This window comes from Mesorhizobium sp. M0001 (assembly GCF_040324255.1).
GTDB lineage: Bacteria > Pseudomonadota > Alphaproteobacteria > Rhizobiales > Rhizobiaceae > Mesorhizobium.
The window spans coordinates 281,385-304,634 of sequence record NZ_JAMYVS010000003.1 but is presented as its reverse complement, the minus strand read 5'-3'; the positions used below and the strand labels follow the sequence as shown (position 1 = coordinate 304,634).

Below are 23,250 nucleotides of genomic sequence, written 5' to 3'. Positions count from 1 at the left end.
GTTTGTGTTTTGCAAACGATCAGTTCAAGCGACAAGCTTTTCGCGGGCGTTGATTTGCGAGACGTGGGCAACCGTGGCCTCTCCGAAGAGTGGGAGGCCCTCGGCGGACTCGAGGGCGGTTCGCGCCCGTTTCTTGGTTTCAGGGCCGGCCAGCACTAGCGACATTCGCTTCGCTATATCGCGCTGGTATTCTTCCTCGCGCTCTATCAGGATGGCGTTGCACCCTTCCCAAAACGCGGCCTCGCCCGTGGTGCCCGTCCCGGCAAAAGGATCAAGCACCGTGCCGCCCTTGTGGCAGACGAGACGGACAAGCCAGCGCATCAAATCGACCGGCTTGACGGTAGGGTGTTTGGAGCCGAGCCGGTCGTCGCCGTCCGCCTTGGCGCTGTAGAAAAAACGGACAGAAGAGCCCGCGTCGCCTCGCGGCTCGCTGGCGGCCCGGTTGTACTCTCCGTGAGTGTTCTTGGTGCTGGCGCTGTCTTCCCGGCCCGTGACGCGGCCTTGCGCGCCGACAGCATCGGGGAACGCGGCTTCCACCTCGGCGGAACCATCCGTTACGATGTTGGCCGGATATCGGCCTTGCACCGGGCGGGCTTCACCGTCTTTGCAAAGGCCGCTGTTGTCTTCGGTCCAGGTGCCGCCACCGCTGGCCTTGCCGCCCCATCCTGTGGCCTTCTCCGCATCGATCCGGCAGGCATCCACATTGAGGCCGCCGGTGCCGTGGGCCAGGGTGTTTTCGGCCACGGTTCCGATCATCGGCTTACGGGCCAGGCATATAGGCTCCCATGCGGGTTTAAGCGCGGTGCCCCATCCATTCCACTCGGCGGCCTTGTCCGTTGCGGTGGAATAGATATCCCGATCATAGGCGGGGCGTTCTTCGCCCTTGCCTACGTTCAAGAGCGCGGAATTGCGCATGTCATTGACAAGCGTTTCTTTGCCGAGGAATTCACCGCGAAAGCCGCCGATGCGTTTGAATGCGGTTTCGATACGTCCGCGAAGTCCGCTTGAGATCCCGCGCTTGTCCCGCCGCTTCGCCCATTTTGTGAGGCGCTTGTATCGGGCGAGTAGAGCCGGCTTGGTTGCCAGCCATTCGCGAAACAGATGGTCGTCGATGCCCTTCGAAACGCTATGGCTCTTCGGGAATCCGGTGCCGTAGCACCAAGCCAGCATCCCACCGAATTGGCTATCTTCGATGCACCGAAAGAACGCTTCCACCTGTGCTGGCGAAAGGCTTTCAAGAAACTGCACGACCGCCGTATCGGAGGCGAGCATGTTGAGAATGTTGTCGCGGACTTCGAAGCCTGCCCCGGCTATGGCGACCGCCATATCGTGATAGGTCCGGGTGCCCGAGAAGGCCGCAACGTAGCCGCCGGGTTTCAGGACGCGAAGCACCTTCGCCCATAGGTCAGGGCGGAACGCGATGTCGCCGCCGTCCCAGGTCTTGCCCATGAACCCGGCGCTCGCCCTGGCATAGGCCCCGGCGCTGCCTTCCTTCGGCGTCGCGGGGGCGGCGTCATCGCCACCGAAGCGGTTGACAATTGAGGTGAGGTGATAGGGAGGGTCGCACACCACGGCGTCGACCGAGCTTTCGGGGATATCGTCAAGGCGAGCAAAGCAGTCGCCGGAAAGCAGCGTGACGCGGCCGTCCAAAAATGCGGTTGAGGTGTTCATGCTAAAAGAGGTCCCCTTGGTTTGGAGGTGCGGGCGGTGGCGGCGGCGCCGGTGCTTCCACCGGCTCGGCCTTGTAAATCGTTTGCGTTTCGTCAACGCGATGGGCATAGCAACGCCAGTTCCCGAGCCGTCCGACCCTCAATTTCACGTTGTAACCGAAGCTCGCGGCACCGCCGCACCTCTCGCAAACAAAATCACCTGGGCCGGCCGGTCGTGTCACGTTTGATATAATCCGCTAAACGTTGACAAAATGCAAACCATGTTCGCTAACCGATGGCAAGCCGAAAATTAAAACTAGGCAAAGGATCAAAATCGATTTAATTTCGTTAGCGGTAGCTTGATCCCGCGTTTGCCTATTCCTGCGGCAGTTTGGGCCACGTAACGGCGGGTTCTGCCCCGTCCGAGAGGTCCGGGTATCTATGCTTATGATCCCTTCCGCCTACCCCTGGCAAGCTTATGTCGCGGAGTTGTGCCAATTCGGCACGTCTGCCGAGTGCAAACAGATTCGTGACGAAATGCAAAGTGAAATGGGCCTTTCGGCACTGATATCGTTTGCTAAATGTTAACAACTGCGATATGCACCGAATCAGATGCGGTGTTAGCAGTGCCTTTTTTGGAGTGCCTTATTATGAAGCCTGATGTTGATTGGTTCCGCCGTAAGTTAGAAGAGCACCGGCTTTCACAATCCGGCCTCGGCCGGATGCTCGGCATAGACAAATCCACAATGAGTCTAATGCTCGCCGGCAAGCGGAAGCTATCTCTTACCGCCGCCGCCGATATGGCGCGCCTTCTCGGCGTCACCGCCTCCGATGTCATGGAACACATGGGCGTTAGGGTTGACGGCATCAAAGCCGGTGGAGCTGCGGCGCCTCAAATGCTCCCGTTCGAAGGTTGGATCGATCACACCGCCCGCGTGCAGCCAGAGAGCGGCGCCGGAAAGCGCAAGCGCATGGTTGATATCGGCGTAAACGTTGAACCTGGGTCGACGGCGTGGCAGTGGCGGACTCCGCAAACGAAGATGGATATTCTCGACGGCTGGATTGTTGTGTCTGGCGCGAGGCGGGAACCGGACGACCGGATGATCGGCCGGGGATGCGTTGTTGGCACCAAGTCCGGCGAAATTTTGCTGCGCACGATTCGGCGCGGCTACACCCCTGGCTCGCATACTTTGCTCGGCCTCGGCATCCCGGAATCCGCCGAGGTAGAGGTCGAATGGTATGCGCCGATCCTGCTTATGAAGCCCGCGACGGCCTGATAAGTCACGCCGCTAGATAATAAGATACAATTTTATCAATCAGTCGCAGTTAGACGTTGACGGCGCCCGTAGCGTGTTTGCATATTACAAACGGTTAGCGATTTGCAAACGAAGGATTCGGGCAGCATGTTGGTTCGTACAGGTGGAATTTACCGCACTCGCGGCGGTAGAAAGGTAGGGCCGCTTCGGCCCTTCCGTGACAAATCAGACAGCCCGGCAACGGACATCATGGGCCGTTCCGCATGGTTCTATGCGGATGGCATCGGCGCCTTTGACAAGCATGGCGCCTACCTCACCGGCGGCTTGGAATGTCCCCAAGACCTCACCGCCGAGGTGAACGACCTGCCCTCTATCGACGGCCATATCGAGCGCGGCGAAACTGACCGCGAGATCACAGTCGGCAGCACCGTACCGGTGGGCGTCTTACTCGCCGAGGTTCGGGTTAACGGCCAAGCGGTCGCCATTGACCGGGCTTGGGTTGAGGGCGCCGGGGGCGTTGTCATCCCGCTCGAGGGCTCCACCGTTGACACCTTCGGCATCTTTCACGCAGGCCGCTGGCGGACCTTCCGAAGCGTTATCACGGCCGCCGCGCTCGCCGAGGTGGACGCATGAGCAAGACCCCTTATTCGCCCGACGCGTCTTGGTTCTGGCCGCGCAAAGAAAACACCTGGCACAAGCTACGGGAACCGGACATCACAGCCACCGGCTCGGCGACGCTGTTCGGCTGCAGCCCCTACATGACGCCGTTCGACATGTTCCACCGGATGGCCGGAAACATCACCGTCGAATTCGAAGAAACCGAGCGAATGCTTTGGGGCAAGCGTTTGCAAAACGCAATCGCTTTAGGCGTCTGCCAGGATCATCGATGGGAGATCGTGGACGCTCACCCCTTCCTCTACGCCAGGTCCAAGACCGTTAAAGGCATGGGGGCGTCGCCCGACTACATCATCCGCGACCCCGCCCGGCCCGAACTCGGCTTCGGCGTTCTGGAAATCAAGAACGTCGACTTTTTCATCGCCGGCAAAGACTGGTCAGACGAAGAGGCGCCCCCGCATATCGAGTTTCAGGTGCAACACCAGCTTGCGGTCACAGGCTTCAAGTGGGGCGCCCTGGCCGGCCTTATCGGCGGCAATACGGTGCGAGTGTTCCGCCGGGACCGTGACGACGAAGTGATCAATGAGATCATCGTTCGCGTCGATGACATGCACGGCCGCGTCGCCAGGAATGAGGCGCCGCCGGCCGACTACCTGGCGGACTATGAGACGATCCGCACGCTCTACCGGCACGCCACCGTGGCGAAGTCTTTTGATCTCGACCACCCCGGCGAGGAACCCGAGCTAGACCCGGAAAAGCTTACCGCCCTCATGGCCGCGAAGTTCGACGCGGATATCGCGTTCAAGCTCGCCGAGGAAGACAAGAAGCGGGCCGCCGCCGAATTGCTCGACTTCGTCAAAGACACCGAAACCGTGTTCGGGGGCGGCTGGAAGCTTTCCGCCGGAACGGTCCACCGCGAAGCCTCAACGATCAACTACCCCGCAACCACCTACCGAAACCTTCGGCTGTCCAAGCCGAAGCCCAAGGCCGCGAAGGCCAAGAAAGGCTCATGACAATGACGACCCCCACCGGACAAGCTGTCGCCCTGGCGGCGCCCGCTCCACACCGCGCGATTTCGGTATTCTCAAGCGAGGCCGATTTCGCCGCCGGGCAGCGCCTTTGCAAGGCGCTTACGTCTTCGAACCTTGTCCCTGTCAGCTACCAGGGCGAGCAAAATATGGGCAACGCCCTTATCGCGCTCGACATGGCGAACAGGATGCAGATTCCACCCATCATGGTTATGCAAAACCTCAACGTGATCGAGGGCCGGCCGGCGTGGGCATCGCAGTTCATCATCGCCGCCCTCAACGCTTGCGGGCTATTCTCGCCGATCCGCTTCCGCAAAGCGAACCTCGGGCAGCAAGAGGTTTCCAAAACGGAATGGACCGGTCCGAAAGGCGCCCGCCAGAGTCGGATTGTGAAGTCCACGATCATCAACAAGGAATGCACGGCATACGCGGTCGAAAAGGCCACCGGCGAGACGCTTGAAGGCCCGACCGTTTCCATCGCAATGGCGGTGGCGGAAGGCTGGTATTTCCGCGCCGGTTCGAAGTGGCAGACGATGGAAGATTTGATGCTGATGTATCGGTCGGCCGCTTTCTTCGGCCGCCTCTACGCCCCGCATATCCTTAACGGCATGAGCACCGCCGACGAGGCTTTGGACCTCGCCGAGATCAGAGACATCACGCCGGCAGCGGAACCGGCGGCGGAAGTCACCGCGAAGCCCGAGGGCAGGCCGAGGGGCGTTCATGCCGCTTTGGCAGCGGCGAAGGCAGCGGACAAGCCGAAAGAGAAGGCGAAGCCCGCCGGCAAGGTCATTGAGGCGGTAGCGGAAGAGCTTCCCGCCCATGATGCGGACGGCGTGATCCTTGAAGACGAGGAAGACGTCGACGGCGATGCCGACCGCGCCGCGAATGCGGATGACGTGTTCGGGACCGGCGAAGACGACGACGACAATTACGACCCGTCTTAAGGAGCTATTATGTCTGGCGTTGATCTTATGCGCGACCTCCAAATCGCAACCACGGGCGCCCGCCGGGCGCTGGCGATTTGCGAGAAGGCGGTCGCCGCCGTGGTCGAGAAGACCGAAGCCTTGGCCTTGTCACTCGGCCAGAACAACGAAGCTCGCGCCGTGGCCTTTGCTGCCACGGGGGAGGTGCTTCTAACCGCTGATGACGTTGCCCGCGTCTTGCATGTCAGCAAGGCCACGCTTGCCCGCTGGCGGGTGCTCGGAACCGGCCCCGGCTATGTCAAGAAACAAGGTCGCATCCTCTACCGGGCCGAGACGATTCAAAGCTTCGTCACGTCCAAAGAGCGCACCAAGACGCGGGATGAGGTGCCGGCATGATCGGGGAAGCGGAACCGTTCACCCGCACCGTTAAGGTGCTGGACAGTTACGACCGGGGCGCCTTGGTCCGGGTGAATGAAACGGGCCGCGAGGGCTGGATTTCTCTAGCTCATGCGGACCTATCGCCGGCCGGCCGGCTGCACGTCTTGACGCTGCCGACCGAGGTGGCGCGGGAAGCGGGATTGCTGTGACTGTCCGCGACCTCGCCCACTTCGAGTCCTGGCTTTCCGACCTCGGCGCCGAGGTAGCGGACATGAACAGCGAACGCGAGATCCTACGCGTTCGCACCTCTACCGGGACGCATGTCGTCTACGCCGACCGGAACGGAAAACAGCGCTGGCCGAAAGAACTTCTCGCCATCGTGAGCGACTACAACGCCGGCCGGGTGCCGCGCCTTGAACCGCGGAATCGGGGGAAACAATGAACGCGATCACACCAGGAGAATTCTACCAGATTGCCGAATTCGACTTGAACCGCCAACGCCACGCGATGGCCGGCTTAGATGCCGAACGGAAGCGCCTCGCCATGCCCGTTGCGGAAATGGAAAACAGGTCCGGCGTTTCGATGAACTCTTTCTTTTCCTGGCGTAGCGTCTCGCGGGAACCGACGCTTGGTTGTCTTGTTTGCATTTCGCTAACGCTCGGGTTCGACGTCATCATGCGACGCCGGGAACCTAGCGCCGCCGACCTCAACCTCAATGACCTCGGGGCCGCCCTGGCCGCCTTGGACGCGGAGCGGAAGCGCCGAAAGATGCGCCTCGGCGATATGGAAGAAAAATCCGGGGTGTCCGCGAACACCTTCCTGGCTTGGAAAAGCGGGTCGAGGAAACCGACGCTCGGGTGCCTTGTCGCTATCGCGCAAACGCTCGGGTTCGACGTGATCCTGAAAAGGCGGCTGGCATCATGACGCTCGCCGAACTGCACGCCGCCGCCGAGGTTAAGGCGCTGGCAGCCGAGACGAAGGTCGCCATTGAAGAGAATGCCCTAGCGGACGCCCAGGCCTTCGCTAAAGAGCATCACCAATCCATGGGCAGTGACTACTGGAAGGCACTTCACCAAGCCCGGCTCAAGGCACAAACCGCCCGCGCCCTCGCTGTGGCAATAACAGAGATTATGGGAGAGTTCGGCAATGAGGCGAATGAACCACTAGCCAACGGCTGCGACGGCACCCGTCCCGGATATGCACCTGACACATCCCTTGCCGCCCGTAGCCAGTCCACCGCATAATGGCGTCACGCAGCTGTCATGCAACGCGCCTAAAGATCCGCAAATCTGGATGGATGGATGCATGGATAAGACTTCAGCCCTGCTCGCATTGGCGGCGCTTGGCCAGGATACGAGGTTGGAAACGTTCCGGTTGCTCGTCCGCGCCGGGGCGGAAGGTATTCCGGCAGGCGACATCGCCTCGCGCCTTGGGATCGTTCAGAACACCATGTCAGCCCATCTGAAGGTGCTTAATCATGCCGGACTGGTCGGCACCGAACGCGAAGGACGTATTGTCCGCTATGTCGCCAGCATGACGGGCTTCCGCGATCTGCTTGCCTATCTCATGGAGGATTGCTGCGACGGTGCCCCAGAGCTTTGCCGCCAATCATCCAGGCGGTCGTCTGTGCAATGCTGAGGAAGAGACGTGACCGCTGATCTGCCCCGCCGCCTCGTCGCCGAAGCCCTTGGCACCGCGATGCTTGTCACCACTGTGGTTGGTTCGGGAATCATGGCCGACCGGCTGACCGACGACGTGGCCCTCTCCCTCCTCGGCAACACCCTGCCAACAGGGGCGATCCTTGTTGTTCTTATCGCCATCCTAGGCCCGATTTCCGGTGCCCACTTTAATCCTGCCGTGACGCTGGTGTTTGCCCTTCGCCGAGAGATCGACCCGAAGGCTGCGCTTGCCTACGTGGCCACCCAAATTCTCGCTGGGATCACAGGCACGTTTGTAGCGCACCTCATGTTCGACCTGCCCTTGATCGAGTTCTCCTCGACGGTGCGAAGCGGGCCCGGACAGTGGCTTGCCGAGGCGGTTGCGGCATTTGGTCTGGTCTTCACCATCCTAGCGGGCCTCCGATTTCGCAGCGATGCGATCCCATGGCTTGTAGGCCTCTACATCACGGCCGCCTATTGGTTCACTGCCTCGACCTCGTTTGCGAACCCCGCAGTAGCCATAGCGCGCGGCTTCTCCAACACGTTCGCGGGCATTCGTCCGGTTGATGTCCCGGCATTCATCGCAGCCGAACTGGCGGGGGCACTACTTGCCTTGGCGCTGGCGGGCTGGCTGCTCGCTGGCCCCAAGACTATCCCCACCATGGAAGCCGCCGAATGACGATCACCATCTACCACAACCCCAACTGCGGAACCTCGCGCAACACGTTGGCTATGATCAGACAAAGCGGGGAAGAGCCCGACATCATTGAATACCTGAAGACGCCGCCGTCGCGTGCCAAACTGGTCGAGCTGATCGCGGCCATGGGCATCACCCCGCGCGCATTGCTGCGCACCAAGGACACGCCCTATGAGGAGCTTGGTCTCGCCGATCCCAAATGGTCGGACGATCAACTAATCGACGCAATGCTCCAACATCCGATCCTGATCAATCGCCCCATTGTTGTGACGCCCCTTGGGGTCGTCCTCGCAAGGCCATCGGAACTGGTCCTCGACGTCTTGCCCAATCCCGGCATCGGCCCCTTCGCTAAGGAAGACGGCGAAGTCATCATTGATGCTGAGGGTAAGCGGGTAGTCTGACAGCGGTCTATTTCGGTATTTGGCGAAATAGGCCTTGACTGCGTCCATCACCTGCGTATGCTATTTCGATGAAACTCGAACAAGCGGCAAAACAGCTCGAAGCGCTCGGCAATCCGACGCGGCTGAACCTCTATCGGACGCTGGTTCGGGCAGGTGAGGCGGGTAGGCCCGTCGGCTACCTGCAGGACAGCCTCGGCATAGCAGCCTCAACGCTGTCGCATCATTTGCACCGGCTCATCCTGACCGGCCTTGTGACCCAAGAGCGGCAGGCGACCACGCTGATCTGCCGCGCGAATTATCCGATCATGAATGAACTCATTGGTTTCCTCGCCGACGAGTGCTGTGCCGACGTCGCTTGCGGTGCCGTGGCAGGCGAGGCCGTAGCCTGATTTCTTTTTGCTCGTTATTTCGGTAATCCCAGAAGGATAGAACTTATGACATTGTTCTCTCGAAACGATCTTCCGGTGGCCGTCATCGGCGCTGGTCCAGTTGGCTTGGCGGCAGCCGCGCACCTCTCTAAACAGGGCCTTCCTGTGAAGGTCTACGAGGCCGGGACAAGCGTTGCGTCCAACCTTAGAGATTGGGGTCACGTCAGGGTATTCACCCCATGGCGCTATTGCATTGACCGCGCCGCTCAAGATTTGCTTGAGGCTCATGGCTGGGAGACGCCAGAGCCGGAGGCGTTCCCAACGGCTGATGAACTGGTCGAACACTATCTGGAGCCGCTTGCGGGTCTACCGGAACTTTCCGGCTCGATTGAGACAGGCGCCCGCGTCGTTGGCATCTCGCGTTGGGGCGCTGACAAGGTGTTGAGCAAGGGACGCGAAACCCGCCCCTTCATGCTGGTGATTGAGACCGCCGACGGTACAAGGCGTGACAGCGCCCGCGCGGTGATCGATGCTTCAGGAACGTGGCAGATGCCTAATCCGCTCGGGGCCGGTGGCATCGCCGCAGAAGGGGAAGTCGAGTTTGCCGACCGCATTGCATACGGCATTCCTGACATTCTCGGCCGCGACCGCAACCTCTATGCGGGCCGCACGACATTGGTTGCTGGCTCAGGCCATTCAGCCGCCAATGCCTTGCTCGATCTTGCATCATTGGCCGATGTTGAACCTGAGACCGCCTTCGTCTGGGTGACGCGCGGTGCCGATCTGGTGCGCATATATGGCGGCGGCGATGCTGACCAATTACCAGCCCGTGGTGAGCTTGGCGCTGATGTCCGCGAACTGGCCGAAAGTGGCCGCACGGCGCTTGTGACTGGTTTTGCGACACTGGCGATCCGCATGGAAGAGGGTCGCCTGATTGTCGAGGGCATGACTAAGGATGGCTTGCAGCGGCTTGGTCCGGTCGACCGCATCATTGCCGCAACAGGGCAACGACCCGACCTCTCGCTAACACGCGAGCTTCGGCTCGACCTTGACCCGTGGCTCGAAAGCGTCAAGGCGCTGGGACCGCTAATCGATCCCAATGAGCATTCCTGCGGCGACGTGCCACCCCATGGGCACCGCGAACTAAGTCACCCAGAGACCGGGTTCTACACGGTCGGCATCAAGAGTTATGGCCGCGCACCGACCTTCCTGCTGCTGACTGGCTACGAACAGGTTCGCTCGGTCGCAGCAGTGCTCGCCGGGGACATCGCAGCAGCCGACGCCCTGCAACTGGTGCTACCTGAGACAGGCGTCTGCACGGTTCCTGCGTCCTCCAAAGGCTCGGCTTCTCAAGGCTGTTGTGGTGGCCCGGCCCCGGCGGCGGTCGACGCTTGCTGTGTTGCTGATGCCGAAGCGAAAGTGGCTGGCAAGAGTGGTTGTGGCTGCAACGTCGCCGCATGATCGTATCGCCGCCCTCGACGCCGCGCAGTCGCCAAAGGGTCATCACCGTACTTGGTCTGACCCAGATCATGGCGTGGGGGTCGTCATACTACTTGCCGGCAGTCATTGCGCCGGCGGTCGCCGCTGATACCGGCTGGCCGTTGACTTGGGTCGTTGGCGGGCTCTCGCTCGGGTTGCTCGTCGCCGGTCTGATTTCGCCGCATGTCGGCTCGTCAATCGAACGGCATGGGGGCCGTAACGTGCTGGCGTTCAGCGCAGCTTGCATCGGCCTCGGACAGATCGGCCTTGCCGCCGCCCCTAACCTTGCCGTCTACATCGCGGCATGGCTGGTGATCGGGCTTGGTATGGGGGCTGGGCTGTACGACGCTGCCTTTGCGACGCTTGGGCGGCTGTATGGCCATAGCGCTCGCTCCGCAATCACCACACTCTCATTGTTCGGTGGCTTTGCCAGCACGGTCTGCTGGCCTCTTTCGGCCCTCCTGATGGGCGAGACCGGCTGGCGGGGCACCTGCTTGGTCTACGCCGCTGTGCAGCTCCTGATCGCGCTTCCGCTGTACATCTTCACGCTGCCGCGCGGGGCACCGCAGCAGAGCGATGGGGGCCTAGCCGGGATCACAGGGGAGGGCAACCCTATGCGCATTCAATCGATGTCGATCATGCTTGTCTTGGCTGCCACTTTGACCCTGGCTGCGGTCATATCCTCAACGCTGTCGGTGCACTTGCTAACCATCCTGCAGGCCAGCGGTCTCACGCTCGCCGCTGCGGTCGGACTTGGGGCAATGGTCGGCCCTTCGCAGGTGTCAGCACGTGCCGTCGAGATGATGATCGCTCGCTTCCATCATCCCATTTGGACAAAACTCGCATCGGTGACCTTCGTCGCAGTCGGCGTTGCAGCGCTTTGGGTCGGGATGCCTGTTGTTGCCGTGGCACTGGCCTTCTATGGTGGCGGCATTGGCCTAGAAACGATTGCGCGAGGCACGCTGCCGCTCGCTCTATTCGGCCCCTCGGGCTACGCAAAGCTAATGGGGCGTCTGGCCATGCCGAGCTTAATCGCTCAGGCAGCAGCGCCATCAATGGGGGCATTGCTGCTGGAGCGCGTAGGCGCCCACGGAACGCTTGCCGTCCTTTTGAGCTTGGCAGTTTTGAACGTTGCGCTGGCCTGTGGTCTGGGCTGGATGATTTTCCGCCACCAAGCCCTGCAGCTTCGATTGCAGTGAGACATCTGTCTGCGAAGACTACTGACACATGTACAATCGACAACAAACCCGCAGCGTGTCACCGGAATAGCTACACCCTCGACTTCCGCCAGCCTGCCCACCAAGCCTCCCATTGAGAGCAAAACCAGCGCTCGCCTTTGGCAGAGTTAACCACAGTATCGTTGTAATAGCGCTGGCCAGGCATGTGATAGATGTGCTCGCCTGTGGTGACACTGATATTTCCCTTTATGTTACATCCGCTTGGCGCGGCGGAGTCACCTTGGTGGTGCACTGTCGGGAGCGGATGCTGGTCGGATTGCGGGATGAAGTAACTCGCGCCCGCAACACCGCAAAGCAACACCGGGAGCAGCGCGCGCTGCTCTAACAACGAACGTTTGCGCCTAGGCCAAGAGACCTTTTTCCTTTGAAGCCCCATACCTCTCTCCCTCTGGGAGAATGCGACTAACTTTTTTAGGAGTCTAGACAGCGATAATCGATGGGGCCGGACTCGCGGACCGGCTGCGCCGGGGCTGTCCTGGCCGAGATCGAAGACGGCCGCTCGGACGCGGGCTGTCGCTCTAGGCGCCCGCGAGGTGTCCAGCCGCGCCGTTGTCGAGGCGCTACAAAGGGCGAACAAATGAGCTACGGATTCGCTACCAGACTGCTACCAGAGCGTTTTTCGCTCTACGCCTCGGGAACCCGCAAAGCCTTGGAAAATAGTGGTGCCGCTTAGGTGACTCGAACACCTGACCCCATCATTACGAATGATGTGCTCTACCAACTGAGCTAAAGCGGCCCGGGAAGCGCGAGGTTCCAGGATCGGCTGGGTGATAGACTCAACCGGCCGCTAATTCAAGATGGGCAACCGCGATTTCGAGCCGGCATCCGGCAATTCGTCCCGGCATTTTCCATTGGCGCGCAATGAGCCACCGCCTCATTTGCTTTTTCGGCTACGCGGAGACGTCGCGGTGGACTGCGCACAAACTGCCCGGCAAGGCGGCAAAAACGGACTGATTTTATTGCCAAAACGCATCGAAATGGGCCTTGAACAGGCCTGTAAGGCAGAATGCGCACGCTCGCCCGTTGATTGATTGGTCGCCTGCGGCTAACGATCATGGCAATGTGAGCGAACGGACAGGGGAAATTCGCTTGGACGCGATCGAAAAAGCGATCCGAAACGCCTTCGAGAAAGGCAATGCCGAGGACCGGGCGTTTCGCGAGAGGGTCTACCGGTCGGCCTTCGCGGCGCTCGACCGCGTCCTTCAGGCCAACCCCGGCGTGACGGTGGGAGCCGCCATCAAGCGCCGCAAGGCGGTGCAGGAAAAGATCGCCGAGATCGAATCCGAATTCCTGCCAGCGGTCCCCGATGTCGCCGCGCAGACGCAAGACGCTGCGCAGACGCAAGACGCCGCGCAAGCGCCAGGCGCCACCGAAGCGCCCGCGGTCGATGCCCCGACAGGTGTCGCGGTCGGACCGTCGCCGGCGATCGTCGTTGATGAACCGGTTCAGCCCGAGGCATCCGACGCGCCGCGTTCGCGCGTGCTGCCGGTCGTCCCCGACATCATGCCTGACGCCACGCTGCCCGGCGCCCCGGCGATCGATATGGCCGATTCCGCGCCGGCCGAGGCCGCGGCGGAAGTGGCGCCTGACCGTGATGAAAGGCGGATAAGGGGCCGCCGCCTGCCGCTGACGGCGATCTTCTTTGGCGTGACGTTGCTCGCCGCCGCCGGCATCGGCCTCTATTTCGCCGTGCAGACCGGGGTCTTCAAGACGCCGGCGCAGCTCGACACGGCGCCGCCCGAAGCGCCGCCGACCGTCGACGATGACGACTTCACGCCGCCTGCCGATACAACTGAGCCGCAGCAGCCTGGCGCGCCGCAGCAGCCTGGTGTCGCCGAACAGACGCGCGACTGGATCAACGTGTTTACACCCACCGATCCAACGCATGTGGCGACCCCGTCCGACGCCAAGGCCGATGTCGTGCAGGACGACACCGGCTCCTTCCTGCGCATCCGCTCCGGTGCTTCCGGCTCGGCCATCAGCTTCGATGTCGGGCAGGGCGTGCTGGAGAAGCTTGCCGGCAAACATGCCGTGTTCGACATCGTCGCCCGCGCCGAGGACGGCAAGGACACGCAGATCTCCGTCGACTGCAATTTCGGCGATCTCGGCGACTGCGGCCGCAAGCGCTATGCGGTCGGCCAGCAGCGTAACGAATATCTGTTCGACGTGAAATTCCCCGACAAGCCCCCGGGCGCGGCCGGCAGCATCGCCATCAACTCCGACTTCGACAAGCAGGGCAAGGCGGTCGACATCTACGAGATCCGCGTTTCGATCGAACCGTAAGCGCCGCCTAGCGATCAAGCAGCGCCTGCAGCGTCTCGATGCGGTCGGCTTCGGCGGTCGGCTTGTCCCAGCGCAGCCGTGAGATGCGGGGAAATCGCATCGCAACGCCGGATTTGTGGCGAGTCGAACGGTTGAGACCTTCGAACGCCACCTCCAGCACCAGGCCTTGGCTGCGGTCGGCGCGCACCGAGCGCACCGGGCCGAAACGCTCGACCGTATTGTCGCGGACAAATTTGTCGATCTGCTTCAACTCCTCGTCGGTGAAGCCGAAATAGGCCTTGCCGACCGGCACCAATTCCTCCGCGCCTTCCGGCCCCGACCAGACGCCGAACGTATAGTCGGAATAAAAGCTCGACCGCTTGCCATGGCCGCGCTGCGCATACATCAGCACAGCATCGACCGTGTGCGGATCGCGCTTCCACTTGAACCACGGCCCTTTCGGCCGTCCCGCGAGATAGGGCGAATCCCAGCGCTTCAGCATCACGCCTTCGATAATCGGGTGCGGCGGCGCGCGGCGCAGTTCCTCCAGCGTTTGCCAATCCCGGAATTCGACGAATGGCGACAGATCGAAACGGTGCGGGTCCAGCGTTGTGATGAAGGCCTCAAGACGGGCCCGCCGCTCGCGGAAAGGTAGCGCGCGCAAATCTTCGCCGTTGATCTGCAGCGCATCGTAGCAGCGCATGAAGGCCGGGTATTGCTGCTGTATCTTCGGGGCCACGCTCTTGCGATTGAGCCGCTGTTGCAGGTCCGAAAACGTGCCGGTCGCCGCGGGCTCGCCGACCAGCAATTCGCCGTCGAGCGCGGCGGAAAAATTCATCGCCTGGGCGAGATCGGGGAATGCGCCGGACACATCGTCGCCGGTGCGCGAATAGAGCCGGCGCACGCCGCCCTCGCACACCGCCTGAACGCGGATGCCGTCCCATTTCCATTCCGCGCCATAGGCGGCCGGATCGAGCTTTTCGAGGTCGCCGTCGCCGACCGGGTTCGACAGCATCACCGGACTGAACAGGGCAAGTGCGGTCCGCTTCGGCTTCTCGGCCTTGCCTTCCAGCCACGCGAACAGCGAGATATAGGGCGGCGTCAGCCCGTGCCACAGCTCCTCGATCTCGGCGACATCGACCTTGCCGAAATCGGCCAGCGCCTGTTTGGCCAGCCGCGCCGAAACGCCGATGCGCAAGCCGCCGGTGACCAGCTTGATGATGGCAAAGCGCGCCGAAATGCCGGCGCTGTCGAGCAGCCCGGCCAGCACCTTGGGTCCGTCCGAGCGGCTCGCCGCCTGCAGCGTCGCCACGACATCGCCAAGCGTCGGCTCCCGGTTGGGGATATGTCCCGGCGTTTGCGGCCAGACCAGCGAGACGGTTTCGGCAAGGTCGCCGACATAGTCGTAGGAATAGCCGAACAGCACCGGATCCATGCGCTCGGTGACCAGCGTGCGCAGCATCGCCGGCTTGACCGCCGCAATGTTGAGGTCGCCGGTGATCGCCGCCAGCGCCAGCCCGCGGTCGGGGTCCTCGACGCTGCGGAAATAGTCGACGAGCAGCGTCAGCTTGCCATTGCGCGACGGCGTCAGCACCAAGCGGTCGAGGAGTTCGGCAAAGCGGTTCATGGATGCAAGGACCGCGTTGACGGCAGAGGTTTGCGTTCTGGCACACCCTCCTCTGTCCTGCTGGACATCTCCCCCGCAAGGGGGGAGATTGGCAGCCTTGATCTTGCCGCCCATCTTGCGAGGTTGGCGATTGGCGAAAGCGGAGGTGACATCTGATCTCCCCCCTTGCGGGGGAGATGGCCGGCAGGCCAGAGGGGGGTGGGAAGGATCGCCGCGCCGGCGATTTCTGGATCAAAAATCACCATCAATCGCCCTCGTCCTCATATCCCACCAGGTGCAGTGGCCTGGCGGCGATGCCTTCCAGCTCGCACCAGCGCACCAGCGCTTCCTCGCGGCCGTGCGTCACCCAGATTTCGCCGGCGCCCGTCTCCTTGACGGTAGCGGTCAGTTCATCCCAGTCGGCATGGTCGGAAATGATCAGCGGCAGTTCGACGCCGCCTTGCTTGGCGCGCTGGCGGATGCGCATCCAGCCCGAGGCGAAGCATGAGATCGGGTCGGGAAAGCGCCGCGCCCAGCGGTCGGCGAAGGCCGATGGAGGGCCGACAACGATGGCCCCAGTGAAATCCTGCTTGCCGCCGCTGTCGACGGTTGCCGGCTCCAGCGTGCCGAGGTCGATGCCCTGGCTCTGGTAATATTCGCTGAGCTTGGCCAGCGCGCCGTGGATATAGATCGGCCTGTCATAACCGGCATCGCGCAGCAGCCGCATCACCCGCTGTGCCTTGCCCAGCGCATAGGCGCCGACCAGATGCGATCGCTCGGGAAACTGCGCCGCCGATTTGAGCAGCCGGGCGATCTCCTCCGTGTCGGGCGGATGGTGAAACACCGGCAGGCCGAAGGTCGCCTCGGTGATGAAGACGTCGCATTGGACCGGTTCGAACGGTGCGCAGGTCGCGTCCTTCTGGCGCTTGTAGTCGCCGGAGGCGACGATGCGCCTGCCCTTGTGCTCGACCGCGATCTGCGCCGAGCCCAGCACATGGCCGGCCGGATGGAAGGTGACGCTGACATCGTTCAGCGCCATCGCTTCGCCAAGCACGGCCGCTTGCGTTGTCCCGGCAAAATCCTCGCCATAACGCAACCCCATAATGTCGAGTGTCTGCTGCGTAGCCAGCACCGAACGATGGCCGGATCGGGCATGGTCGGAATGGCCATGCGTGATCAACGCCCGGTTGACTGGCCGCACCGGGTCGATGAAGAAATCGCCGCATGGGCAATAAAGGCCTTCAGGCCGGGGATGGAGCAGGTCGCTGGCGCGCATCCACTGAAGATAGTGGCTAATTCCAGCGCGGGAAGCCTGTTGCAAGAGACTGCTGACTCGGCCTACAGCCAGCCACCGGCCGCATCAGCCGGCGGGGCCATCGCCATGCAACCGCTGAAAATCTCGTCCGGCGACCTGACCGCCGACCGTCGCGCCGACTATGCCGAGATGCTTTTCGGCTCGGGCGAGCACGCGGCAGCGGCGGAGCTGCTGCTCGGCGCGCTGGAACTGGCGCCGCAATGGGCGGCGGGCTGGTTCCGCCTGGGCGAGATGCAGGAGGCAACGGGGCTGCTCGACCTGGCGACGCAGGCCTGGGCGGCTGTGCTGAAACTGGACCCGGCGGATCGCCTGGGTGCTGCGCTGAAGCTGCAGCTGATCGGCAAGGCGCCGGCTGCCGCAGCGCCACCCAGCGCCTTCGTCGAGACGCTGTTCGACCACTATGCCGAGACTTTCGAGGACTCGCTGGTCGACAAGCTCGGCTACCGGCTGCCGGAGTTTCTCGATCGCGCCATTCGCGCGGCAAGACCGGGCCGCTTTTCGCTGGCGCTCGATCTCGGTTGCGGCACCGGTCTGATGGGCGAGAAACTGCGGCCGGTCGCCGAACGGCTGGAGGGCTACGATATCTCCGCCGCCATGCTGAAAAAGGCCCGCGCCAAGGGCGTCTACGACCTGCTCGCCAAGGCCGATCTGCAGCATTTTGCCTATGCCGGGCCGAAAGCCGATCTGGTGGCGGCGGCCGACGTGTTCATCTATGTCGGCGCGCTCGATCGCGTGGTGAAGACCGTCGCCGGCATTCTGGCCACCAATGGCCTGTTTGCCTTTTCCGTCGAAACGCCAGCCAAGGGCGGGGCGGGCGGCGACGCCGGTTTTGCGCTGCAGCCGTCTCGTCGCTACGCCCATTCTCAAGCCTATGTCGAGCGGGTGCTTGCGGCAAACGGCCTGTCGGTGCTGTCGATGCAGCCGACCGTCATCCGCTGGGATCGCCGCCAGCCGGTCGGCGGGCTTGCCGCGCTGGCGGTGCCCTCGTCCAAGGGTTGATGTCTCGTCTTGTTCGAAAACGTGAATAAGATTTTTGCGGCTGGCGCGGCATCAGGTAGGATACAAGCCGAGAAAAGCCCTCGGCAGGCATTGAGGAGGAACACATGCGCTGGAACATGATGGTCTTGGCGTCCTGCCTAGCGATGGCCGGCTGCAGCAGCTCGATGTCGGAGCGGCAGGACCAGGACGTACAATCGTCGCTGCAGTATGACAATGTGCCTTGCGACCAGTTGCTGGCGCAGCGCAACGAACTGGCGCAGCAATACCATCTGTCGACGGACGCCAAGCCGAGCTTCTCCAATCCGGCGATGGGCTTCGGCCCGTTCACGCCGGATATGCGCTCCAAAAGCAAGCGCGACACCGACCTGGCAAGCGGCCAGATCGATGCCATGAACCGCTCGATCGTCCGCCGCGACTGCGGCACGCCCAACAAGCAGAAGAAGTTCAGTCTGCCGAGCTGAACCTGGACTTCCTCAGTACCCCGCCTTGCGGTCGACCACGTTATCAAGCTTTTCGCCGCGCTCGAAGGCATCCATCTGCCGCAACATGCTCGGCGCCAGGTGGACAGGGTCGGAGGTCGCCGCCGCGTGCGGCGTCACGAACACTTTCGGGTGACTCCATAGCGGACTGGTCTTCGGCAGCGGCTCGACCTCGAACACGTCGAGGCTCGCCTCCTTCAGCGTGCCGTCGCCCAGCGCGCGCAATATGTCGGCGTCCTTCTGCAGCCGGCCGCGCCCGGCATTGATCAGCACCGAGCCGCCGAGGCCGTTGCGCTTGCGCAATTCCTTCAGCACGCCGTAATTGATGATGCCGTGCGTATCCGGCGTCAGCGGCAGCAGCACCACCAGTATGTCGGTGGCGTTGAGGAAGGGGATCAGCCCGGCCTCTCCGGCATAGGTCGCAACGCCTTTCATGGCCTTGTCGCTCCGCGACCAGCCATTGACGGCAAAGCCGAGCGACAACAGCACCGATGCCGCCGCGCGGCCGAGATTGCCGAGCCCCATAATGCCGACCGAGATGTCACCGGCCGGCCGCTGCGGCGGTTCGTGCCAGGTCTTCTTCGGCTGCTGCGCACGATAGAGCATGCCCTGGCGGTGATGGTCGAGCACGCGCCAGACGACATATTCGGTCATGTACTGGGTGAGGTTGTCGGCTACCACTTTGACGATCGGCACATCGGGCAGGCCGGGATCGGCGAAGATATGGTCGACGCCGGCGCCGATCGAGAAGATTGCGCGTAGATTGGGCAGCGATTTCAAGAGGTTCGGCTTCTGCTTCCACACCACCGCATAGGTGATCGACGGATCCGAAGCGCCGTCCGGCTCCAGCACCACTTCGCGCTCGGCCGACAGCAGCTCGCGCCAGCGCTGCGGATGAAAGCCGGTGACGGCAAGCAGGATTTTGCCTTTTTCCATTTGCGGATTGTATTCCCTGTTATTCGCTGACGATACCGACCGGCGCCGTCTCGATCTTGAACGCGGCCGAGATCAGCGCCTTCGTATAGTCGGTCTGCGGCCGCTCGAAAATCTGTTCGGAAGGGCCGGCTTCGACGATCTTGCCATTGCGCATGACGATGACGTCATTGGCAAGGGCGCGAATGACTTTCAGATCGTGGCTGATGAACAGATAGGCAAGGTCGTGCCTGGCCTGCAGATTGCGTAAGAGGTCGACCACTTGCGCCTGCACGCTCATGTCGAGCGCCGAGGTCGGTTCGTCCAGCATGACGAAGCGTGGATTGAGCACCATGGCGCGCGCAATGGCGACGCGCTGGCGCTGGCCGCCGGAGAATTCATGCGGATAGCGGTTCCTGGTCGCCGGATCGAGCCCGACCTCCTTCAGCACGGCGACGACCTTGTCGTCGCGTTGATCGGGCGACAGCTTCGGCTCGTGGATCTTCAAGCCTTCCTCGATGATCTCCGAGACCGACATGCGCGGGCTGAGCGAGCCGAACGGGTCCTGGAAAACGATCTGCAACTCGCGGCGCAGCGGCCGCATGGCGTTGAAGGAAAGCTGGTTGATGTCGCTGCCATTGAACTGGATGGTGCCGGTCGATGAGATCATCCGCGCCAGCGCCAGCCCGAGCGTCGTCTTGCCGGAGCCGGATTCGCCGACGACGCCGAGGGTCTGGCCGGCGCGCACGGTGACGTCGATGCCGTCAACTGCCTTCACATTGTCGACGGTGGTGCGAAAGAAACCCTTCTTGATCGGGAACCAAACCTTGATGTTCTTGCCTGTCATCACCGGCTTGGCGGCATCGTTGGCGGCCGGCGGCTTGCCCTTCGGCTCGGCGGCCAGGAGGTGCTTGGTATAAGCGTGCTGCGGGTTGGCGAAGATGTCCCTGGTCGGCCCGGTCTCGACGATCTTGCCTTTGGTCATCACGCAGACGCGGTCGGCGATCTTTTTGACAATGCCGAGATCATGGGTGATGAACAGCATTGACATGCCCTTGCGGCTCTTCAGCCCCGCCAGCAATTCGAGGATCTGCGCCTGCACGGTGACGTCGAGCGCCGTCGTCGGCTCGTCGGCGATCAGCAGTTCAGGCTCGTTGGCCAGCGCCATGGCGATCATGACGCGCTGGCGTTGGCCGCCGGACAATTGGTGCGGATAGGCGTCGAGCCGCTTTTCCGGTTCGCGAATGCCGACCTCGTTGAGCAGCGCCAGCGTGCGCGCCTTGGCCTGGCGGTCGCCCATGCCCTGATGCAGCGCCAGGATCTCGACGATCTGCTGCTCGATCGTGTGCAGCGGATTGAGCGAGGTCATCGGCTCCTGGAAGATCATGGTGATCTTGTTGCCGCGCACGCTGCGCAACTGCTTTTCGTTCATCGCCAAAAGGTCGGCGCCCTGGAACAGGATCTTGCCCGAGGGATGGCTGGCCGTCGGGTAGGGCAGAAGCTTCAGCACCGACAGCGCCGAGACCGATTTGCCGGAACCGGATTCGCCCACAAGCGCCACCGTCTCGCCCTTGGCGAGATCGAAGGAGATGTGGTCGACGGCGGTCGACTGGTTGCCGCCTTGGGTGAAGGCAACGCTGAGATCGCGGACGGAGAGCAGGAGTTCGCTGCTCATCGGAACGCCTTGCGCGGGTCGAAAGCATCGCGCGTTGCTTCACCGATGAACACCAACAGCGACAGCATCAGCGAGATGACGATGAAGCCCGATATACCGAGCCAGGGGGCATTGAGGTTACTCTGCGCCTGTTTTAGCAGTTCGCCGAGCGACGCGGTGCCGGGCGGCAGGCCGAAGCCGAGATAGTCGAGCGAGGTCAGTGTCGAGATCGAGGCGCTGACCAGAAAAGGCATGAAGGTCAGCGTCGCCACCATGGCATTGGGCAGAAGATGGCGCAGCATGATGGTGCGGTTGGACACACCAAGCGCGCGGGCCGCGTTGACATATTCGAAGTTGCGCGCGCGCAGGAATTCGGCGCGCACCACGCTGACAAGCGACGTCCAGGAGAAGAGCAGCATCAGCCCGAGCAGGATGAAGAAGCCCGGCGGCAGGATGGCGGCGACGATCAGCAGCAGATACAGCAGCGGTATCGCCGACCAGATTTCTATGAAGCGTTGAAAGAGAAGGTCGGTCCAGCCGCCGAAATACCCTTGCAGCGCGCCGGCGGCGACGCCGATAACCGACGAACCCGCAGTCAGGATCAACCCGAACAGCACGGAAATCCTAAACCCGTAGATGATGCGCGCCAGCACGTCGCGCGCCTGGTCATCGGTACCCAGCCAGTTCCAGTTGCCGACAATGCAGTCAGGATCGGCAGCGCCTTGCGGATATTGGCTGCATCGCCTCTGCGCGTCGTATTCCCATGACGGTTTTGCGGGAGCGGCGTCGGGGATCGCATTGTTGACGGTGCGGTAGGAATAGCGGATTGGCGGCCAGATCATCCAGCCATTGGCGTTGATCTCGTCGCGGATGACCGGGTCGCGATAGTCGGTGACGGCGTAGAAGCCGCCGAATTTTTCCTCGGGGTAGGCGACCGCCACCGGGAACAGGATCTCGCCTTTGTAGTAGGCGACGATCGGCCTGTCGTTGGCGATCAGTTCGGCAAACAGCGACAGCACGAACAGAGCGAGGAATATCCACAACGACCAGTAGCCGCGCCGGTTGGCCTTGAAGTTCTGCCAGCGCCGCTTGTTGAGCGGCGACAGCCAGGGGCGGGCGATCCTTGTCGGTGTGATCTCGGCTGCAGCCTGCGTCATCAGACGTCTCTCCGCTCGAAATCGATGCGCGGATCGACCCATGTGTAGATCAGGTCGGACAACAGCGTCACGAACAAACCAAGCAGCGAAAATATATAGAGGTTGGCGAACACGACCGGATAGTCGCGCGCCAACACGGACCTGAAACCGAGCAGCCCGAGACCGTCGAGGGAAAAGATGTTCTCGATCAAAAGCGAGCCGGTGAAGAAGGCCGAGATGAAGGCCGCTGGAAAGCCGGCAATGACGATCAGCATTGCGTTGCGGAACACATGTCCGTAAAGCACCCGCCGCTCCGACAGGCCCTTGGCACGGGCCGTCACCACATACTGTTTGCGTATCTCTTCCAGGAAGGAGTTCTTGGTCAGCAGCGTCGTCGTCGCGAAGGCCGACAGCACCAGCGCCGTCAGCGGCAAGGTCATGTGCCAGAAATAATCGACGATCTTGTCGGGCCACGACAATTGGTCCCAATTGTCGGAGACGATGCCGCGCAGTGGGAACCAGTCCCAGAAGGAGCCGCCCGCGAACAGCACCATCAGCAATATGCCGAACAGGAAGGCCGGTATGGCATAGCCGACGATGATCACGCCGCTGGTCCAGACGTCGAAGGCGGAGCCGTCCTTGACCGCTTTGCGGATGCCAAGGGGGATCGAGATCAGATAGGACAACAGCGTGATCCACAGCCCAAGCGAGATCGACACCGGCATCTTCTCCAGGATCAGGTCAAGAACCGAGATGTCACGGAAATAGCTGTCGCCGAAATCGAAGCGGGCATAGTTCCACAGCATCATGCCGAAGCGTTCGAGCGGCGGTTTGTCGAAGCCGAATTGCTTTTCCAGCTTCTTGATGAATTCCGGATCGAGCCCTTGCGCGCCGCGATACTTCGAGCCGACGTCACCGGCCACATCGAAATTGCCGCCGCCTCCTGCATCGCCGCCGCCGCTGCCGAGGCGGTCGCTGCCGCCCTGGTTGGTCAGGCTGGCGATGACCTGCTCGACCGGTCCACCCGGTGCGAATTGAGTGACGACGAAAGCAACCGCCATGATGCCGAACAGGGTCGGTATCATCAGCAGGATACGGCGCAGTATGTAGGCGCCCATCAGCTTTCACCCTCCCCCTTGTGGGGAGGGTCGATCCGCGAAGCGGAGCGGGGTGGGGGTAGTCTCGATCCGGCGTACG

General features: G+C 62.2%; 25 protein-coding genes, 1 tRNA gene and 1 pseudogene. 18 read left to right on the top strand and 9 right to left on the bottom strand.

Translation table 11 applies throughout. The features are described from left to right. Positions 1 to 24: 24 nt before the first annotated feature. Positions 25 to 1,671: a DNA methyltransferase gene (locus NKK50_RS11320; RefSeq protein WP_352543393.1), complete on the bottom strand. Its 1,647-nt coding sequence runs from the start codon at positions 1,669 to 1,671 to the stop codon at positions 25 to 27. A gap of 628 nt (positions 1,672 to 2,299) precedes the next feature. Here NKK50_RS11320 and NKK50_RS11315 point away from each other — a divergent pair. The 15 genes and pseudogenes from NKK50_RS11315 to NKK50_RS11245 all read left to right on the top strand — a co-directional run bounded on the left by NKK50_RS11315 (position 2,300) and on the right by NKK50_RS11245 (position 11,651). Next, positions 2,300 to 2,926, top strand: a complete 627-nt coding sequence (locus NKK50_RS11315) for a helix-turn-helix domain-containing protein (protein ID WP_352543392.1) — start codon at positions 2,300 to 2,302, stop codon at positions 2,924 to 2,926. Between the two features lie 228 nt (positions 2,927 to 3,154). Then, a complete protein-coding gene (locus NKK50_RS11310; protein WP_352543391.1) occupies positions 3,155 to 3,538 on the top strand; it encodes a hypothetical protein in 384 nt (127 codons plus the stop codon). Further along, complete coding sequence (locus tag NKK50_RS11305; RefSeq protein WP_352543390.1) at positions 3,535 to 4,533, top strand: YqaJ viral recombinase family nuclease; 999 nt, start codon at positions 3,535 to 3,537, stop codon at positions 4,531 to 4,533. Before NKK50_RS11310 ends, NKK50_RS11305 begins: the two co-directional genes overlap by 4 nt. Then, positions 4,530 to 5,492 carry a hypothetical protein gene (locus NKK50_RS11300; RefSeq protein ID WP_352543389.1) on the top strand — a complete coding sequence of 321 codons (963 nt, stop codon included), beginning with the start codon at positions 4,530 to 4,532 and terminating at the stop codon, positions 5,490 to 5,492. Before NKK50_RS11305 ends, NKK50_RS11300 begins: the two co-directional genes overlap by 4 nt. 9 nt (positions 5,493 to 5,501) lie before the next feature. Then, positions 5,502 to 5,867 carry a helix-turn-helix transcriptional regulator gene (locus NKK50_RS11295; RefSeq protein ID WP_352543388.1) on the top strand — a complete coding sequence of 122 codons (366 nt, stop codon included), beginning with the start codon at positions 5,502 to 5,504 and terminating at the stop codon, positions 5,865 to 5,867. Further along, on the top strand, positions 5,864 to 6,058 hold the full coding sequence (locus NKK50_RS11290; protein ID WP_352543387.1) for a hypothetical protein: 195 nt from the start codon (positions 5,864 to 5,866) through the stop codon (positions 6,056 to 6,058). The genes NKK50_RS11295 and NKK50_RS11290 overlap by 4 nt, the downstream gene beginning before the upstream one ends. Next, positions 6,055 to 6,291, top strand: a complete 237-nt coding sequence (locus tag NKK50_RS11285; RefSeq protein ID WP_352543386.1) for a hypothetical protein — start codon at positions 6,055 to 6,057, stop codon at positions 6,289 to 6,291. Before NKK50_RS11290 ends, NKK50_RS11285 begins: the two co-directional genes overlap by 4 nt. Continuing rightward, positions 6,288 to 6,773 (top strand): helix-turn-helix domain-containing protein, encoded by a 486-nt coding sequence (locus NKK50_RS11280; RefSeq protein WP_352543385.1) that lies wholly within the window; start codon positions 6,288 to 6,290, stop codon positions 6,771 to 6,773. The genes NKK50_RS11285 and NKK50_RS11280 overlap by 4 nt, the downstream gene beginning before the upstream one ends. Beyond that, the gene (locus NKK50_RS11275; protein WP_352543384.1) at positions 6,770 to 7,093 is read left to right on the top strand and encodes a hypothetical protein; all 324 of its coding nucleotides are present in this window, start codon (positions 6,770 to 6,772) and stop codon (positions 7,091 to 7,093) included. Before NKK50_RS11280 ends, NKK50_RS11275 begins: the two co-directional genes overlap by 4 nt. A 61-nt stretch (positions 7,094 to 7,154) precedes the next feature. Beyond that, a pseudogene (locus NKK50_RS11270) lies at positions 7,155 to 7,507 on the top strand (ArsR/SmtB family transcription factor). Further along, entirely contained in the window at positions 7,497 to 8,186 is a 690-nt protein-coding gene (locus NKK50_RS11265; RefSeq protein ID WP_352543382.1) for an aquaporin, read from the top strand. Before NKK50_RS11270 ends, NKK50_RS11265 begins: the two are co-directional and overlap by 11 nt. Beyond that, entirely contained in the window at positions 8,183 to 8,605 is a 423-nt protein-coding gene (arsC, locus tag NKK50_RS11260; RefSeq protein WP_352543381.1) for an arsenate reductase (glutaredoxin), read from the top strand. The genes NKK50_RS11265 and arsC overlap by 4 nt, the downstream gene beginning before the upstream one ends. Positions 8,606 to 8,673: 68 nt before the next feature. Further along, positions 8,674 to 8,994, top strand: a complete 321-nt coding sequence (locus NKK50_RS11255) for an ArsR/SmtB family transcription factor (protein ID WP_352537457.1) — start codon at positions 8,674 to 8,676, stop codon at positions 8,992 to 8,994. Between the two features lie 45 nt (positions 8,995 to 9,039). Then, the gene (locus NKK50_RS11250; RefSeq protein WP_502896553.1) at positions 9,040 to 10,434 is read left to right on the top strand and encodes an NAD(P)-binding protein; all 1,395 of its coding nucleotides are present in this window, start codon (positions 9,040 to 9,042) and stop codon (positions 10,432 to 10,434) included. Further along, positions 10,431 to 11,651: an MFS transporter gene (locus NKK50_RS11245; protein ID WP_352543380.1), complete on the top strand. Its 1,221-nt coding sequence runs from the start codon at positions 10,431 to 10,433 to the stop codon at positions 11,649 to 11,651. Before NKK50_RS11250 ends, NKK50_RS11245 begins: the two co-directional genes overlap by 4 nt. Positions 11,652 to 11,721: 70 nt before the next feature. On the opposite strand, the gene NKK50_RS11240 is transcribed toward NKK50_RS11245, so the two are convergent. Together NKK50_RS11240 and NKK50_RS11235 are read right to left on the bottom strand one after the other, a co-directional pair. Next, a complete protein-coding gene (locus tag NKK50_RS11240) occupies positions 11,722 to 12,066 on the bottom strand; it encodes a sunset domain-containing protein (protein ID WP_352543379.1) in 345 nt (114 codons plus the stop codon). Positions 12,067 to 12,350: 284 nt separating this feature from the next. After that, positions 12,351 to 12,426 (bottom strand) — tRNA-Thr (locus NKK50_RS11235). A 353-nt stretch (positions 12,427 to 12,779) separates the two neighbouring features. Between NKK50_RS11235 and NKK50_RS11230 the strand changes: the two genes are divergently transcribed. Continuing rightward, the gene (locus NKK50_RS11230; RefSeq protein WP_352543378.1) at positions 12,780 to 13,973 is read left to right on the top strand and encodes a hypothetical protein; all 1,194 of its coding nucleotides are present in this window, start codon (positions 12,780 to 12,782) and stop codon (positions 13,971 to 13,973) included. A gap of 7 nt (positions 13,974 to 13,980) precedes the next feature. Here NKK50_RS11230 and NKK50_RS11225 read toward each other — a convergent pair whose 3' ends face one another. Both NKK50_RS11225 and NKK50_RS11220 read right to left on the bottom strand, forming a co-directional pair. Continuing rightward, the gene (locus NKK50_RS11225; protein WP_023755180.1) at positions 13,981 to 15,579 is read right to left on the bottom strand and encodes a cisplatin damage response ATP-dependent DNA ligase; all 1,599 of its coding nucleotides are present in this window, start codon (positions 15,577 to 15,579) and stop codon (positions 13,981 to 13,983) included. Positions 15,580 to 15,823: 244 nt separating this feature from the next. Continuing rightward, positions 15,824 to 16,834 (bottom strand): ligase-associated DNA damage response exonuclease, encoded by a 1,011-nt coding sequence (locus NKK50_RS11220; protein ID WP_023731394.1) that lies wholly within the window; start codon positions 16,832 to 16,834, stop codon positions 15,824 to 15,826. 105 nt (positions 16,835 to 16,939) lie between these two features. Between NKK50_RS11220 and NKK50_RS11215 the strand changes: the two genes are divergently transcribed. Both NKK50_RS11215 and NKK50_RS11210 read left to right on the top strand, forming a co-directional pair. Continuing rightward, complete coding sequence (locus NKK50_RS11215; RefSeq protein ID WP_023699440.1) at positions 16,940 to 17,872, top strand: class I SAM-dependent DNA methyltransferase; 933 nt, start codon at positions 16,940 to 16,942, stop codon at positions 17,870 to 17,872. A gap of 104 nt (positions 17,873 to 17,976) precedes the next feature. Continuing rightward, a complete protein-coding gene (locus tag NKK50_RS11210; RefSeq protein ID WP_023692609.1) occupies positions 17,977 to 18,333 on the top strand; it encodes a hypothetical protein in 357 nt (118 codons plus the stop codon). A 12-nt stretch (positions 18,334 to 18,345) separates the two neighbouring features. On the opposite strand, the gene NKK50_RS11205 is transcribed toward NKK50_RS11210, so the two are convergent. The 4 genes from NKK50_RS11205 to NKK50_RS11190 are packed head-to-tail and all read right to left on the bottom strand — an operon-like array spanning position 18,346 to position 23,171. Further along, positions 18,346 to 19,287: a 2-hydroxyacid dehydrogenase gene (locus tag NKK50_RS11205; protein WP_023682039.1), complete on the bottom strand. Its 942-nt coding sequence runs from the start codon at positions 19,285 to 19,287 to the stop codon at positions 18,346 to 18,348. Positions 19,288 to 19,306: 19 nt separating this feature from the next. Beyond that, positions 19,307 to 20,938: an ABC transporter ATP-binding protein gene (locus NKK50_RS11200; protein ID WP_023806306.1), complete on the bottom strand. Its 1,632-nt coding sequence runs from the start codon at positions 20,936 to 20,938 to the stop codon at positions 19,307 to 19,309. After that, on the bottom strand, positions 20,935 to 22,074 hold the full coding sequence (locus NKK50_RS11195; RefSeq protein ID WP_023682037.1) for an ABC transporter permease: 1,140 nt from the start codon (positions 22,072 to 22,074) through the stop codon (positions 20,935 to 20,937). Before NKK50_RS11195 ends, NKK50_RS11200 begins: the two co-directional genes overlap by 4 nt. Beyond that, positions 22,074 to 23,171: a microcin C ABC transporter permease YejB gene (locus tag NKK50_RS11190; protein ID WP_023669509.1), complete on the bottom strand. Its 1,098-nt coding sequence runs from the start codon at positions 23,169 to 23,171 to the stop codon at positions 22,074 to 22,076. Before NKK50_RS11190 ends, NKK50_RS11195 begins: the two co-directional genes overlap by 1 nt. Positions 23,172 to 23,250: the final 79 nt, after the last annotated feature.

What these genes read in the sequence shown, in the direction of transcription:
- NKK50_RS11290 (WP_352543387.1), top strand. Translation starts at nt 5,864, where the DNA reads ATGATCGGGGAAGCGGAACCGTTCACCCGCACCGTTAAGGTGCTGGAC.
- NKK50_RS11200 (WP_023806306.1), bottom strand. Translation starts at nt 20,938, where the DNA reads ATGAGCAGCGAACTCCTGCTCTCCGTCCGCGATCTCAGCGTTGCCTTC.
- NKK50_RS11255 (WP_352537457.1), top strand. Translation starts at nt 8,674, where the DNA reads ATGAAACTCGAACAAGCGGCAAAACAGCTCGAAGCGCTCGGCAATCCG.
- NKK50_RS11305 (WP_352543390.1), top strand. Translation starts at nt 3,535, where the DNA reads ATGAGCAAGACCCCTTATTCGCCCGACGCGTCTTGGTTCTGGCCGCGC.
- NKK50_RS11300 (WP_352543389.1), top strand. Translation starts at nt 4,530, where the DNA reads ATGACAATGACGACCCCCACCGGACAAGCTGTCGCCCTGGCGGCGCCC.
- NKK50_RS11295 (WP_352543388.1), top strand. Translation starts at nt 5,502, where the DNA reads ATGTCTGGCGTTGATCTTATGCGCGACCTCCAAATCGCAACCACGGGC.
- arsC (WP_352543381.1), top strand. Translation starts at nt 8,183, where the DNA reads ATGACGATCACCATCTACCACAACCCCAACTGCGGAACCTCGCGCAAC.
- NKK50_RS11195 (WP_023682037.1), bottom strand. Translation starts at nt 22,074, where the DNA reads ATGACGCAGGCTGCAGCCGAGATCACACCGACAAGGATCGCCCGCCCC.
- NKK50_RS11190 (WP_023669509.1), bottom strand. Translation starts at nt 23,171, where the DNA reads ATGGGCGCCTACATACTGCGCCGTATCCTGCTGATGATACCGACCCTG.
- NKK50_RS11280 (WP_352543385.1), top strand. Translation starts at nt 6,288, where the DNA reads ATGAACGCGATCACACCAGGAGAATTCTACCAGATTGCCGAATTCGAC.
- NKK50_RS11245 (WP_352543380.1), top strand. Translation starts at nt 10,431, where the DNA reads ATGATCGTATCGCCGCCCTCGACGCCGCGCAGTCGCCAAAGGGTCATC.
- NKK50_RS11275 (WP_352543384.1), top strand. Translation starts at nt 6,770, where the DNA reads ATGACGCTCGCCGAACTGCACGCCGCCGCCGAGGTTAAGGCGCTGGCA.
- NKK50_RS11225 (WP_023755180.1), bottom strand. Translation starts at nt 15,579, where the DNA reads ATGAACCGCTTTGCCGAACTCCTCGACCGCTTGGTGCTGACGCCGTCG.
- NKK50_RS11315 (WP_352543392.1), top strand. Translation starts at nt 2,300, where the DNA reads ATGAAGCCTGATGTTGATTGGTTCCGCCGTAAGTTAGAAGAGCACCGG.
- NKK50_RS11250 (WP_502896553.1), top strand. Translation starts at nt 9,040, where the DNA reads ATGACATTGTTCTCTCGAAACGATCTTCCGGTGGCCGTCATCGGCGCT.
- NKK50_RS11220 (WP_023731394.1), bottom strand. Translation starts at nt 16,834, where the DNA reads ATGCGCGCCAGCGACCTGCTCCATCCCCGGCCTGAAGGCCTTTATTGC.
- NKK50_RS11320 (WP_352543393.1), bottom strand. Translation starts at nt 1,671, where the DNA reads ATGAACACCTCAACCGCATTTTTGGACGGCCGCGTCACGCTGCTTTCC.
- NKK50_RS11205 (WP_023682039.1), bottom strand. Translation starts at nt 19,287, where the DNA reads ATGGAAAAAGGCAAAATCCTGCTTGCCGTCACCGGCTTTCATCCGCAG.
- NKK50_RS11240 (WP_352543379.1), bottom strand. Translation starts at nt 12,066, where the DNA reads ATGGGGCTTCAAAGGAAAAAGGTCTCTTGGCCTAGGCGCAAACGTTCG.
- NKK50_RS11215 (WP_023699440.1), top strand. Translation starts at nt 16,940, where the DNA reads ATGCAACCGCTGAAAATCTCGTCCGGCGACCTGACCGCCGACCGTCGC.
- NKK50_RS11210 (WP_023692609.1), top strand. Translation starts at nt 17,977, where the DNA reads ATGCGCTGGAACATGATGGTCTTGGCGTCCTGCCTAGCGATGGCCGGC.
- NKK50_RS11310 (WP_352543391.1), top strand. Translation starts at nt 3,155, where the DNA reads ATGGGCCGTTCCGCATGGTTCTATGCGGATGGCATCGGCGCCTTTGAC.